Source organism: Acidithiobacillus sp. AC3 (genome assembly GCF_050261095.1).
GTDB classification, from domain to species: Bacteria; Pseudomonadota; Gammaproteobacteria; order Acidithiobacillales; family Acidithiobacillaceae; genus Igneacidithiobacillus; species Igneacidithiobacillus copahuensis.
In genome coordinates this window covers 2,005,506-2,018,028 of record NZ_CP189838.1, presented here as the reverse complement: position 1 = coordinate 2,018,028, position 12,523 = coordinate 2,005,506, and the positions used below count along the sequence as shown (strand labels likewise).

12 protein-coding genes and 2 tRNA genes are annotated in these 12,523 nt (G+C 57.8%); all 14 read left to right on the top strand.

What is annotated here, in order from left to right; genetic code table 11:
* Position 1: 1 nt before the first annotated feature.
* The 14 genes from ACQAYK_RS10135 (at position 2) to ACQAYK_RS10070 (ending at position 12,473) form a co-directional block, all read left to right on the top strand.
* Positions 2-1,489: an NADH-quinone oxidoreductase subunit M gene (locus ACQAYK_RS10135; protein ID WP_215871621.1), complete on the top strand. Its 1,488-nt coding sequence runs from the start codon at positions 2-4 to the stop codon at positions 1,487-1,489.
* 9 nt (positions 1,490-1,498) lie between these two features.
* Positions 1,499-2,944, top strand: a complete 1,446-nt coding sequence (nuoN, locus tag ACQAYK_RS10130) for an NADH-quinone oxidoreductase subunit NuoN (protein ID WP_215871620.1) — start codon at positions 1,499-1,501, stop codon at positions 2,942-2,944.
* Positions 2,944-3,258, top strand: a complete 315-nt coding sequence (locus tag ACQAYK_RS10125) for a DUF2818 family protein (RefSeq protein ID WP_215871619.1) — start codon at positions 2,944-2,946, stop codon at positions 3,256-3,258. The genes nuoN and ACQAYK_RS10125 overlap by 1 nt, the downstream gene beginning before the upstream one ends.
* Before the next feature lie 36 nt (positions 3,259-3,294).
* A tRNA-Val gene (locus tag ACQAYK_RS10120) sits at positions 3,295-3,369 on the top strand.
* Positions 3,370-3,421: 52 nt separating this feature from the next.
* Complete coding sequence (thrS, locus tag ACQAYK_RS10115) at positions 3,422-5,353, top strand: threonine--tRNA ligase (RefSeq protein WP_215871618.1); 1,932 nt, start codon at positions 3,422-3,424, stop codon at positions 5,351-5,353.
* A 15-nt stretch (positions 5,354-5,368) separates the two neighbouring features.
* Entirely contained in the window at positions 5,369-5,887 is a 519-nt protein-coding gene (gene infC / locus ACQAYK_RS10110) for a translation initiation factor IF-3 (protein ID WP_255790297.1), read from the top strand.
* 10 nt (positions 5,888-5,897) lie between these two features.
* Positions 5,898-6,095, top strand: a complete 198-nt coding sequence (gene rpmI / locus ACQAYK_RS10105) for a 50S ribosomal protein L35 (RefSeq protein WP_215871617.1) — start codon at positions 5,898-5,900, stop codon at positions 6,093-6,095.
* An 18-nt stretch (positions 6,096-6,113) separates the two neighbouring features.
* Positions 6,114-6,476, top strand: coding sequence for a 50S ribosomal protein L20 (gene rplT, locus ACQAYK_RS10100; protein WP_215871616.1), 363 nt, complete (start codon positions 6,114-6,116; stop codon positions 6,474-6,476).
* A 17-nt stretch (positions 6,477-6,493) separates the two neighbouring features.
* Complete coding sequence (gene pheS, locus ACQAYK_RS10095; protein ID WP_215871615.1) at positions 6,494-7,522, top strand: phenylalanine--tRNA ligase subunit alpha; 1,029 nt, start codon at positions 6,494-6,496, stop codon at positions 7,520-7,522.
* A gap of 8 nt (positions 7,523-7,530) precedes the next feature.
* Positions 7,531-9,891, top strand: coding sequence for a phenylalanine--tRNA ligase subunit beta (pheT, locus tag ACQAYK_RS10090; RefSeq protein ID WP_215871614.1), 2,361 nt, complete (start codon positions 7,531-7,533; stop codon positions 9,889-9,891).
* A 9-nt stretch (positions 9,892-9,900) separates the two neighbouring features.
* Positions 9,901-10,197: an integration host factor subunit alpha gene (locus ACQAYK_RS10085; protein WP_215871613.1), complete on the top strand. Its 297-nt coding sequence runs from the start codon at positions 9,901-9,903 to the stop codon at positions 10,195-10,197.
* Positions 10,175-10,618 (top strand): MerR family transcriptional regulator, encoded by a 444-nt coding sequence (locus ACQAYK_RS10080; RefSeq protein WP_226827390.1) that lies wholly within the window; start codon positions 10,175-10,177, stop codon positions 10,616-10,618. Before ACQAYK_RS10085 ends, ACQAYK_RS10080 begins: the two co-directional genes overlap by 23 nt.
* Positions 10,619-10,653: 35 nt before the next feature.
* Positions 10,654-10,730 (top strand) — tRNA-Pro (locus ACQAYK_RS10075).
* A gap of 549 nt (positions 10,731-11,279) precedes the next feature.
* On the top strand, positions 11,280-12,473 hold the full coding sequence (locus ACQAYK_RS10070; RefSeq protein ID WP_215873013.1) for an outer membrane beta-barrel protein: 1,194 nt from the start codon (positions 11,280-11,282) through the stop codon (positions 12,471-12,473).
* Positions 12,474-12,523: the final 50 nt, after the last annotated feature.

Below are 12,523 nucleotides of genomic sequence, written 5' to 3'. Positions count from 1 at the left end.
GATGCATTCCTTTGGCCTTCTGAGCGCAGCGATCTGGGCGCCGATCCTTGGTGGCTTTCTGGTCCTTGCCGTGGGCGATCGCGCCGGCGGCAACCCGGCGCGCTGGCTGGCGCTGTTGGTCTCACTACTGACCTTTGCCATTACCTTGCCGCTATTCACGAGCTTCGATACCCATACGGCAGCAATGCAGTTTGTCGAACGCGTCCCGTGGATTCCGGCATTTCACATTGCGTATTTTCTGGGTATCGATGGGATTTCGCTCTGGTTCATCCTGCTCACCAGCTTCCTGACGGTGCTGGTGGTGATTGCCTCCTGGCGCAACGTCTCAATGCGTATTGCCCAGTATCTGGCCGCTTTTCTGATCATGGACGGGTTGATGATCGGGGTCTTCTGTGCCCTCGATGCCATCCTCTTTTATGTGTTTTGGGAGGCGATGCTCATTCCCATGTTCCTCATCATCGGGGTCTGGGGCGGGCCACGCCGGGTCTATGCCACCATCAAGTTCTTCCTCTATACCTTCCTCGGTTCGGTGTTGATGCTGGTGGCCTTTCTGTACCTGTATTTTCACAGTGGCGACAGCTTCAGTCTGCTGGCTTTTCAGAAAACGCCCCTGGGCGCGAACGCGCAGATCTGGATTTTTCTCGCCTTCCTGATCGCCTTTGCGGTGAAAATCCCGATGTGGCCGGTACATACCTGGCTACCCGACGCCCACGTCGAGGCCCCGACGGGGGGCTCGGTGATTTTGGCGGCGATCATGCTGAAAATGGGTGCCTACGGTTTCTTGCGCCTGAGTCTGCCGATCACCCCGGATGCCAGCCATCAACTCGCGTGGTTGATGATCGTGCTATCGCTGATCGCCATTGTTTATATCGCCCTGATTGCCATTGTGCAGCAGGATATGAAGAAGCTGATCGCCTACTCCTCCATCGCGCATATGGGTTTTGTCACTCTCGGCTTTTTCGTTTTTACGCAGACGGCGATAGAGGGCGCGATCATCCAGATGCTCTCGCATGGTTTTGTGAGTGCGGCGATGTTCCTGTGCGTGGGTGTGCTCTATGACCGCATGCATACCCGCGATATTCAGGCCTACGGTGGCGTGGCTAACGTGATGCCGATTTTTGCCAGCCTGATGATGCTCTTTGCCATGGCCAATGTCGGTCTACCCGGGACCTCGGGCTTTGTCGGGGAGTTTATGGTGGTGCTGGGCACCTACCAGGTACATCCGTGGCCGGCGATCATTGCCGCCACCGGGCTGATTACCGGCGCCGGCTATACCCTCTGGCTCTTCAAGCGGGTGATCTTTGGCGGCATCATCCATGCCGAGGTGGCCGCCCTCAGTGACCTCAATGGCCGCGAGATTCTGGTCCTTGGGTCTTTGGCAGTTTTTGTGTTGCTGCAGGGTGTGTGGCCGGCCCCTTTCCTCGACATCGTTCATCAATCCGTGGCGCATCTCTTACAGCAGGTCGCCACCAGTAAAATTCCTGGTTGAGGAGGCGCCATGCAGAACGCTCTGTTTCATTGGTCCTTTGCCATTCCTGAAATTTGGGTTCTGGCAATGGCCTGTGTGGTGCTGCTGGTTGACGTGTTTGTTGGCGAGCGCCAACGTGATGTCGCCTATGTGCTCAGTATTTTCACCTTGCTCGCGGCTATGGCCCTGACCTGGTCGCAGATGGGCCAGACAGGATTTGCCTTCTTCGGGCAATTCCATCTCGATCCCTTTACCAGCATCGCCAGTTTCTTCGTCGAGCTGCTGAGTCTGCTGGTGCTTTCGTATTCGCGCAAGTATCTCCTGCGTCGGTCCTTGTATCGCGGGGAGGTCTTCGTACTATTGCTCTTTGCCTTGCTAGGGGCGTTGATCCTCATCTCTGGGGCCAACCTGCTGATCCTGTATCTGGGGCTGGAGCTGCTTGCCCTCAGTCAATATGCCCTGGTCGCTTTTCAACGCGGCAATCTGCGCGCAACGGAGGCGGGACTGAAATATTTCATTCTTGGCGCGTTGGCCTCGGCCCTGTTGCTCTACGGCATGTCGTTGCTCTATGGCCTCACGGGAACCCTGGATTTGCACCAGATTGCCATTGCCCTGGTCAATGTGGGCAGTGCCAACTATCTGTTGATGCTCGCGGTGGTCTTTCTGGTGGCGGGAATCGCCTTCAAATTCGGTGCGGCACCCTTCCACATGTGGTTACCGGATGCCTATCAGGGCGCGCCAACGCCAGTCACCCTGTTTATGTCTTCCGTTCCCAAGATTGCAATCTTTGCCCTGTTTCTGCGTATCCTGGTGGACGGCGGCTATGGCAGCATCGAGATCTGGCGGCAGCTTTTCGTTGCGTTGGTGGTCGTCTCGCTGGTGATCGGCAATGTGGTTGCCATTGCCCAGACCAACCTCAAGCGCATGCTGGCGTATTCGACGGTGGGCAACATGGGCTTTCTCGCCTTGGGTATCGTCGCCGGTACGCAGAATGGCTTGGCCAGCGCCTTCTTCTATGCGGTCGTCTATGCCTTTATGGCAACCGCGGCCTTCGGTCTGATCGTCTATCTCAGCCGCGAAGGCTTCGAAGCCGAAGAGATCAGTGATCTCCGGGGTCTGGTCCGTACCCGTCCCTGGGCAGCCTTCCTGTTGCTGATCATCATGTTCTCTCTTGCCGGCGTACCGCCGACCATTGGTTTTTACGCCAAGCTTGCGGTCTTCCAGGCGCTCATCGAGGCCCATTTCATCTGGCTGGCGGTGTTTGGTGTGCTGATGGCGGTGGTGGGCGCGTTCTACTATCTGCGGGTGCTCAAGGTTGCATTGTTCGATGCACCGGCGGAAGATCTGGCGTATGGTGCCGATGATCCGTTGGCGGCTTCTGTGCTTACTGTCAACAGTCTTGCCCTGCTGATTCTCGGCATTGTTCCAGGCGCCTTGGTGGCGTTCTGTTATCATGCCTTACAGGGAGTGCTCTAATGGCCTTGCAACAATGGGCGATGATCTACATCCTGGTAGCGTTTATCGCCGCGAATCTGCCCTGGCTGAGTGGAAAGCGTTTTGTCTTTGGCAGTCGCAATCCGGTGAAGACCTTGCCCTGGTACCTTGGCGAGTGGTTTGTCATGTGCCTGATCATGGGACTCATCGGTATGGGCGTAGAGCGCCTGCTCGATGGTCATAATCATGGGCAGGGCTGGGAATTTTATGTGATTGCCCTGTGCATGTTTGCGGTTTTCGCCATTCCCGGTTTTATCTGGCGCTTCAATATCGTGCCGATGCTGCGCCGATCTTGACGAGTCCCGGCAAACACTGATACTTTTGCCCGACTTAGGCGCGTAGCTCAGGGGGAGAGCGCTACCTTGACACGGTAGAGGTCGGCGGTTCGAAACCGCCCGTGCCTACCAACACCCGCACCAGAGGGGCCTGGCTCACTGGTGCTTTTTCTTTGGAGAGGATATGCCCGAGATCCGTCTGCCGGATGGTTCTATACGTTCCTTTGCAGCGCCGCTGACGGGCGCGGAACTGGCGCGCGACATTGGCGCTGGTCTGGCCAAGGCAGCGCTGGCGTTGCGTGTTGATGGGCGCCTCTGTGATCTCGGTACTCCTATCGACCACGATGCCGAGGTGAGTATCGTCACCAAAGACAGCCCGGAGGGGCTGGAGATTCTCCGGCACTCCACCGCGCATCTCCTGGCACAGGCGGTCAAGGAACTGTCTCCCGATGTGCAGGTAACCATCGGTCCGGTGATTGACAACGGCTTCTATTACGATTTTGCCGCACCCAAACCGTTTACGCCGGAAGATCTGGAGGCCATCAGTGCCAAAATGCGGGAGCTGGTGCAGGCCGATCTGCCGGTGCGACGGGAAGTCGTCGGTCGTGACGCGGCAATCGAGCGCTTCCACGCCATGGGTGAGGAATACAAGGTCCAGATCATCCAGGACATTCCCGCGGGAGAGGAGCTGAGTCTCTATCATCAAGGGGATTTCGTTGATCTCTGCCGCGGTCCGCATGTGCCGCGCACCGGAATGCTCGGCGCGTTTGCGCTGCGCAGTGTGGCGGGTGCCTACTGGCGCGGCGACTCGCGTAATCCGATGCTGCAGCGGATTTACGGGACCGCCTGGGCAACGCAGAAAGATCTCGATGCCTTTTTGTTGCAGCAAGCTGAGGCCGAACGTCGCGATCATCGCAAGATTGGAACCGAACTCGAGCTCTTCTCGATTCAGGAAGATGCCGGCGGTGGCCTGGTCTTCTGGCACCCACAGGGATCGCGGGTGCGGCGGGTGATCGAGGATTTCTGGCGTGCCGCGCATATCGATGCTGGCTACGAACTTCTCTTTACCCCCCACATTGCGCATGAGGATCTCTGGTATACCTCTGGGCACAAGGACTTTTACGCCGAGTCCATGTTCCAGCCCATGGAGGACGAGGGTCAGCCGTATCAGCTCAAACCGATGAACTGTCCTTTCCATATCCTGGTATACAAGAGCAAGCTACGCTCCTATCGCGAATTACCAATCCGTTGGGCGGAGCTCGGGACCGTATATCGCCACGAAATGTCGGGAGCCCTGCACGGCCTGATGCGGGTACGCGGTTTTACCCAGGATGACGCGCATATCTTTTGTCGGCCGGATCAGATCGAGGCGGAGATCGCCGGGGTGCTGGCATTGACTCAGCGCATTCTTGGCACTTTTGGCTTCGATCGCTACGAGATCAATCTCTCGACGCGGCCAGAGGGTTCCGTCGGTAGCGACGAGATTTGGGAAAGCGCTACCAAGGCGCTGGAAGCTGCGTTGCAGCGGGCCGGTCTCGATTACCAGATCGACGCCGGTGGCGGCGCCTTCTATGGCCCCAAGATCGACCTCAAGATCGAAGACGCGATCGGCCGCAAGTGGCAATGCAGTACCATTCAGCTCGACTTCAATCTGCCCGAGCGCTTTGGTATGGAATATGTCGCGGAGGACAGTAGCCGGCAGGTGCCGATCATGATCCACCGCGCCATCTTGGGTTCGGTCGAACGGTTTTTTGGTGTGCTCATCGAGCATTACGAGGGCAAATTTCCCTTCTGGCTGGCGCCAACGCAGGTAGTGGTGGCGCCGATCAGCGAGCAGCACAGCGACTATGCCGAGCATGTGACCAGTCAATTGCACGCGCAAGGCCTGCGCGTAGAATCGGACTTGAGAAGCGAGAAGATCGGCTATAAAATACGCGCCCACACTTTGCGGCGGGTGCCATTCATGGCTATCGTCGGCGAGCGGGAAAAGAGCGAGGGTACGGTCAGCCTGCGGGATCGGAATGGCAAGGATCTTGGCGCCATCCCGCTGGAAATGTTGGGGAAGACTTTGCAACGCTTGGATACACGACGGCAGCAGGCCTTGGAACTGGCCTAGGGGGAGGGTAGGGCAATCGCGACGGAAAAAGAGATCCGCATCAATCGGGAAATTCTTGCGGCAAAGGTTCGGTTGATTGGGGACGAGGGAGAGCAGTTGGGTATCGTTCCCTTGCATGAGGCTCTTGCCGCTGCCGAAGAGGCGGATCTTGATCTTGTAGAGATCGCCCCGCAGGCCGTCCCCCCGGTCTGTCGGGTCATGGATTACGGAAAGTTTCGCTTTCAGGAAAGCAAGCGGCAGCACGAGGCGCGCAAGAAGCAGAAACAGAGCCAGGTCAAGGAGATCAAGTTTCGACCGCGCACGGACGATGCCGATTACCAGATCAAGCTCCGCAACATCATCCGCTTTCTTGAGGATGGTGATCGAGCAAAGGTTACCCTGCGGTTTCGCGGGCGAGAAATGAGTCACCCGGAATTGGGTATGGAATTGCTCAACCGGGTGGAAGCAGATTTGCAGGAAATGGGTGTGGTCGAGCAGCGGCCACGTATGGAAGGGCGGCAGATGGTCATGGTCATCGCCCCCAAGAAGAAATAGGAGAGGCAAGATGCCGAAGATGAAGACCAATCGCGGGGCCGCCAAGCGTTTCAAGCGCACCGGCTCGGGGAAATTCAAGCACCGGCAGGCGTTCTTGAATCACATCCTCACCAAAAAAAGTACCAAGCGCAAGCGTCATCTGCGCCACACCCTGGTAACGTCTGGCAGTGAGCAGGCCGCATTGCGGCGTATGCTGCCCTACGTCTGAGTCAAAAGGAGTACCCAGATGCCAAGAGTAAAACGGGGCGTTACCGCCCACGCCCGCCACAAGAAGGTTCTGGCGCGCGCCAAGGGCTTCCGTGGCCAGCGCAAGAGCAATTTCCGTATCGCCAATCAGGCGGTGATGAAGGCTTTGGTCTACGCCTATCGCGATCGCCGCACCAAGAAGCGCGATTTCCGTAGTCTGTGGATCGTGCGTATCAATGCTGCGGCGCGTTCCGAGGGTTTGAGCTACAGCCGCTTCATCAACGGGTTGCAGCGGGCTGGTGTGAGTCTGGATCGTAAGGTCCTGGCCGATCTCGCTGTGCGGGACAAGGCAGCGTTCTCTCGCCTCGTTGCTGTCGCGAAGGGTCAGCAAGACGCTGCTTGAGTCTGCGCAAGGAGGCTATGGTGGAAAATGCAGTGTCCCCGGCCTCTGGCGCGGAGGTGGCGGAAGCCATCGCCAAGGTTCAGCAGCTCGCCGAGCTGGAGCAGCTACGCGTACAGTGGCTCGGGAAAAAGGGTTACCTGACCCGGGCAATGCAGGGCTTGGGAGCCCTGGATCCGGAGCAGCGGCGAGCGCGTGGAGCGGAGCTCAACGCGCAGAAAGAGGCGATCCAACAGCTGCTGGAGCAGCGGCGAGCGCAACTGGAAAATGAGCTGCTGCAGCAACGTTTGGCAAGCGAATCCGTGGATGTCAGCCTGCCCGGTCGTGATGCCGGGCGGGGCTCTCTGCATCCGGTACGCCAGACCCTGAACTGGATTGAAGACTATTTTTCTCGTCTCGGTTTTGAGGTTGCCGATGGGCCGGAACTCGAAGACGACTTTCACAATTTCACCGCCCTCAACATTCCCGAAGACCACCCGGCGCGGGCGATGCATGATACCTTTTATCTCCAGGACGGACGGGTACTGCGAACCCATACCTCGCCGGTACAAATTCGTTATCTGGAGACGCATCAGCCGCCTTTGCGGATGATTGCGACGGGACGGGTTTATCGACGTGACTCGGACATTACCCATACACCGATGTTCCATCAGGTGGAGGGCCTCTATCTGGATGAGGGCGCGAGTTTTGCTGACCTGCGCGGTCTGTTGGCCGACTTCCTGCAGGAATTCTTTGACAACGGCGCTTTGCCGGTACGATTTCGCCCCTCTTATTTTCCCTTTACCGAACCCTCGGCCGAGGTGGATGTGGGTTGTGTCATCTGTCACGGGAAAGGATGCCGGGTCTGCAAGGATACGGGCTGGCTGGAGGTTCTTGGCTGCGGCATGGTGCATCCAGCGGTGCTGACGGCGGTAGATGTGGATCAGGAACGCTTCACGGGCTTTGCCTTTGGTCTGGGAGTGGAACGATTAACCATGCTGCGCTATGGCATTAACGACCTGCGCCTCTTCTTCGAAAACGACTTGCGCTTTTTGCGCGAGTTTGTCTAGGGTACGTCATGCGCGTTGCATTGGAGTGGTTGCGGGACTATCTCGACACCGAGCGCTCGGCGGCAGAGCTGGCCGATATCCTCAGCATGATTGGCCTTGAGGTCGAGGCGGTGGAGGACGCGGCCCCGGACTTTTCCGGAGTGCTGGTGGGTCACGTGCAGCGCGTCTGGGCGCATCCTGCCGCTGACAAGCTGCGAGTAGCGGAAGTCGATGTTGGTGCTGGGAGCAGCAGCCAGATTGTCTGTGGCGCAGCCAATCTGCGGCAGGGAATGCGGGTTGCCGCGGCGCTACCCGGTGCAACGCTCCCGCACATGGAGATTGCTGAGGCCGAACTACGCGGTGTGCGCTCGTCAGGGATGCTCTGCTCGGCTGTAGAGTTGGGCATTGACGATGGCAGCAGTGGCATTCTTGAACTGGATGCTGATGCCCCGGTTGGTATGGACCTGCGCGCTTACCTGCGTCTCGATGATCCGGTCTTTACCCTGGGCATCACCCCGAATCGGGGCGATGCCTTCTCAATTCTTGGGGTAGCGCGGGATCTGGCGGCGCGGTGTGCCGGTCGTTTCCTAGCACCGACCTTGCCGGTCGCTTCCTGGACGCCCCACGCGGGCAGCGCGCAGTTGGCGAATTCCTTGCCGATACGCATCAGCGATGCGGCTCGGGACGCCTGTGGCAGCTATTCTGCATTGCAGCTAGACACGCTGCCGCAGCGCCTGCCAGACCGTTGGCGTGAACGCCTGCGGCGTGGCGGGCAAAAAAGTATTGCGCCTATGGTAGATTGGCTGAATGTGTGGATGCTGGCGCTAGGACAGCCCATGCATGCCTTTGATGCCGAAAAAATTCAGGGGGGGATCGAGGTGCGTTGGGCGCGCTCGGGAGAAATACTCGATGCCCTCGACGGCCGTGATCTTCCTCTCGACGATGACATGCTGGTGATCGCCGATGCGGCTGGCCCCGTGGCCCTGGCGGGGATCATCGGCGGGCGTCGTACAGCTGTATCCGCCAGCACTCGCTCGGTATTGTTGGAGGCGGCGTATTTTGCGGCGCGCGCCGTGCAGGGGCGTGCCCGTCGCTTGGGATTGCAGACCGAAGCGGCGCAACGCTATGAGCGGGGTGTGGACTTTCGCCTGGCGCTGCCGGCGGCCCTTGCGCTGGTCGAGCAGTGCGACGTGCGCTGTGCGGCGGGGGCGACGGCGCTGGGCACAGAACCCAGGTTGTCGGAAATTCGCCTGCGGCCACAGCGCATTGCTCGGGTCTTGGGTACGGTGATCGCCGCAGAGACGGTGGTCCAGCAGCTCCAGGCTTTGGGCTGCGGGCTCCGCAGCGAGGGCGAGGATCATCTGGTACTGCCCCCCAGCCATCGCTACGACCTGCGCATCGAGGCGGATCTCATCGAAGAGCTCGGTCGCCTGACAGGCTATGAACATCTGCCAACCCGGCGACCGCAAGCCATCCTTCGTCCTTTGCGGAGCACAGGTAGGCATCGGCGTGCCTTGATGGCTTTGCTCAGTGCCCGTGGATACAGCGAGATCATCAGCTATAGCTTCATTGCTCCAGAACTGCAGGCGCAGTTCTACCCTGGAATAGGGTCTCCGGTGCTGCAGAACCCCATTTCCGCCGATATGGCCGTCATGCGTGCGGGAATCTGGCCGGGACTTTTGCAGACCTTACACTTCAATCGCAACCGGCAGCAGGATCGCCAGCGCTTCTTTGAGATCGGGCGAGTCTTTACGGATCAGACGCAGCGCCTGCAAATAGCCGGTGCGTTGTTGGGTGCAGCCAAGGCAGAGTCCTGGCTGGAGAAAGCCCGAGCCAGTGATTTCTTCGATCTCAAGGGTGACGTCGAGGCCGTGCTCGGACTCTGGCCGCAGCGCCGCTTCCGTTTTGCCAAGGTTGCCGACCCAGCCTTGCACCCCGGGCAAAGTGCCGAGATTTTCTGGGGCGAGCGTGCGGTAGGACGCCTTGGCGCCCTGCATCCCCAGCTTGCAGAGCGCTATGATTTTGCGGAGTCCGTTTGGCTCTTTGCCCTGGATCTCGAAATATTGTTGGAAGCATCAGAGTTGCCGCGTTTTCAGCCGTTGTCTCCATTTCCTTCAGTGCGCCGCGACCTCGCCTTGTTGGTGCCCGAGAACTTGACTGCGGGCGATGTTCTGGCAGTTTTGGCTGCGGCGGAATCGTCTATATTGCAGGAAGTGTCCGTGTTTGACAGGTATATTGGCAAAAACCTCCCGGAAGGGCAGGTTGGTTTGGGGATACGTTTGCAGTTTCAGGGGCAAACGAGCACTCTGACAGAAGCACAGGTACAGGAAGAAGTGGATCGGCTTTTGCGTGCGCTGCAACAGGTCGCTCCCATTGCGTTGCGCAACTAGAGGTGAAAAATGGCAGTAACAAAAGCAGAAATCGTCGACATGCTCTTTTCGACCATGGGTCTCAACAAGCGCGAGGCCAAAAGTGTCACGGAGTCCTTTTTTGAGGGTATCCGCGAGACCTTGGCGAAAGGGGAAGAGGTTAAACTCTCAGGTTTTGGTAATTTTTCCCTGCGTGAAAAGAATCCGCGTCCGGGCCGCAATCCGAAGACGGGCATCGAAATCACCATTACCGCACGGCGCGTGGTGACCTTTCATCCCAGCCAGAAGCTCAAGGCGTATGTAAATGGCGATGGAGCCAGGGAGTAGGTCCAAACTAGCTAAGACCCTGCCGGCGCTGCCTGAAATCCCGGAAAAACAGTATTTTTCCATCAGTGAGGCAGCGACGCTCTGCGGGGTCAAAGCGCATGTGCTGCGCTATTGGGAGCAGGAATTTCCTCAGCTCCGTCCCCTGAAGCGACGGGGCAATCGCCGCTACTACCAAAAACATGATCTACTCCTGGTGCGGCAGATTCGCTCCCTCCTATACGGAGAGGGTTTTACCATCCACGGCGCGCGCGAGAGGATTGGCCAAGCAGTGCGCAACGATGGTCATTCTCCGCAGCTCGTCTTGGATATCGAGGTGGAAGACGATGCCCGCGAGTGCTCTCCGCAGCATTGGCGGCAGCGCCTCCAGACTTTGCGGCGGGAGCTGGAGCTGCTACGGAACCTCTGCGTGCGCAGCGATTGACCGCTGCGAAGAATCTGCGTACTCTGTGCAACTCGCGGGGCGTAGCGCAGCCTGGTAGCGCACCTGAATGGGGTTCAGGTGGTCGGAGGTTCAAATCCTCTCGCCCCGACCAATTTGCCTATAATGGTCAACGATAGTAACATTTTCCCTTTCGGCCACCATTCTGGTGGGCCAGCTGTCCATACATGCATCGGAAAAGCGAAGCGTAAGTCGACTGATCAACGTCAACTCATACAGCTATTCTTGCCGGTGGCGCAAGCATTCTCCGGAATGTGTCTCGTAAATCAGCCTCAAGATGGTCCAATAGTACTTTGGAAGCGGACTTCGCTGGCGGGCTATAGCTCGGCTTGGAAATGCTCCGGGTTGGAGACAACGGATTACTGCGGCCAGGGCCAGGGAACCCTGAGGTAGGAGCCTGCCAGATCTGAGCCAACGTCCAGGGACCATATTCGTGCATGCACTGTTATAGTGCATCATCTGCACCGAATTACAGCTATACGCATTACATCTATGCGCAAATCTGGAAACGTATGCTCTCGATAATTTCTATCAATGCATTGTTTTCGCCTTATCTTACTGCAAGATCTGGCGTATGGGTTGTTTGGGTACGAACTTTGCTTTGTCGCAACAGATGTATTCAATGCCAACCAAAGGAATCCCTATGTCGCACGATCGCTCAAGCCATCTCCGTACTCCACAGTTGGCGGCTATCTCCGCCCTATTCTTGGCTTTGCCTATGGCAAGCGGCTTGGCACTCGCCAGCCCTTTGTCACTGCCCAGTCCCCTGACCTTTTGCGCCGGCCCTCTGGGGCAATTGGACGCGCAAGGGATTGCCAGTGGCATGGCCTTCTACCAGGACAATCCCCAGGGCGCTCCAGGAACTTTGGGTGCTAAACGGGTTGGCGCGGGTGTCACCAATGGTATGGTGATCATTCAGAAAGAAAATGGTCCGATCCAGTTTTACCTGCAAGCGGGCGCCTATAGCTTCCCCACACTGGCCGCAGCCATTCCTTCCGCCTCCAGCAATATCCAGGAATTTGGGGCCCTTCCGGTGGCCTATTTGAAGGTTGCGCCTTCGTCTGATTATTCCGTCGAAATTGGGCAATTGCCGACCCTGATCGGTGCGGAGAGTGGATTCACCTACCAAAACATCAACATTGAACGGGGATTGCTCTGGGATATGGAGCCGATCATCAGTCGTGGCGTGCAGTTCAATGGCAGTGCAGGCCCTCTGAGCGCCTCGATTTCCTGGAATGATGGCTACTTCTCCAATCGATATAACGTCGTCAGTGGACTGCTGAGTTACGCGATCAATAGCGCCAACACGCTGAGTGTCTATGCTCAAGGGACGCTGGGCAAGTCACGAACGATTGCTAACGACACTGCCTACAGCCCTATCGGTAACGAGAGCCAGATTTACGGTGTAGAATATGAGTTCAGCTCGGGTCCTTGGATGATCGAGCCCTACTTCCAGTACATGCATACACCCGAGTCGCAGCGCCTGGGTATTCCGCACTCCTTTGACAACTACGGTGGCGCCGTGCTGGCAGATTACAGCTTTACCAATACGGTATCTTTGGGTGCTCGGGTCGAATACCTCCACGTCGGTGGACCACTGGGCGTCGGTTTGAACACCGGCAGTATTGCGTCAACGCTGACCGATTTGCCTGCCGATTCTCACGCCTGGTCGATTACCCTGACCCCAACCTATCAGGATGGAGCTTTCTTCGCGCGTGCGGAATTGTCGTATGTGACCGCATCTACTCCCGCAGGATTGGGATTTTCGGGAGCATATCCGCAGCTTCCCAATACCAACCAATTGCGCGGCATGGTCGAGACGGGCTTCATGTTTTGAGCAGGTATATCACACTCGCGGTTTCATTCGTGCGGTCCCAAATCTCATTC

Bases quoted from the DNA above. Each gene is read 5' to 3' on its own strand.
- pheS (WP_215871615.1), top strand. From the start codon at position 6,494: ATGGTGGAAAATGCAGTGTCCCCGGCCTCTGGCGCGGAGGTGGCGGAA.
- pheT (WP_215871614.1), top strand. From the start codon at position 7,531: ATGCGCGTTGCATTGGAGTGGTTGCGGGACTATCTCGACACCGAGCGC.
- ACQAYK_RS10125 (WP_215871619.1), top strand. From the start codon at position 2,944: ATGGCCTTGCAACAATGGGCGATGATCTACATCCTGGTAGCGTTTATC.
- nuoN (WP_215871620.1), top strand. From the start codon at position 1,499: ATGCAGAACGCTCTGTTTCATTGGTCCTTTGCCATTCCTGAAATTTGG.
- rpmI (WP_215871617.1), top strand. From the start codon at position 5,898: ATGCCGAAGATGAAGACCAATCGCGGGGCCGCCAAGCGTTTCAAGCGC.
- ACQAYK_RS10080 (WP_226827390.1), top strand. From the start codon at position 10,175: ATGGCGATGGAGCCAGGGAGTAGGTCCAAACTAGCTAAGACCCTGCCG.
- thrS (WP_215871618.1), top strand. From the start codon at position 3,422: ATGCCCGAGATCCGTCTGCCGGATGGTTCTATACGTTCCTTTGCAGCG.
- ACQAYK_RS10085 (WP_215871613.1), top strand. From the start codon at position 9,901: ATGGCAGTAACAAAAGCAGAAATCGTCGACATGCTCTTTTCGACCATG.
- ACQAYK_RS10135 (WP_215871621.1), top strand. From the start codon at position 2: ATGCATTCCTTTGGCCTTCTGAGCGCAGCGATCTGGGCGCCGATCCTT.
- rplT (WP_215871616.1), top strand. From the start codon at position 6,114: ATGCCAAGAGTAAAACGGGGCGTTACCGCCCACGCCCGCCACAAGAAG.
- ACQAYK_RS10070 (WP_215873013.1), top strand. From the start codon at position 11,280: ATGTCGCACGATCGCTCAAGCCATCTCCGTACTCCACAGTTGGCGGCT.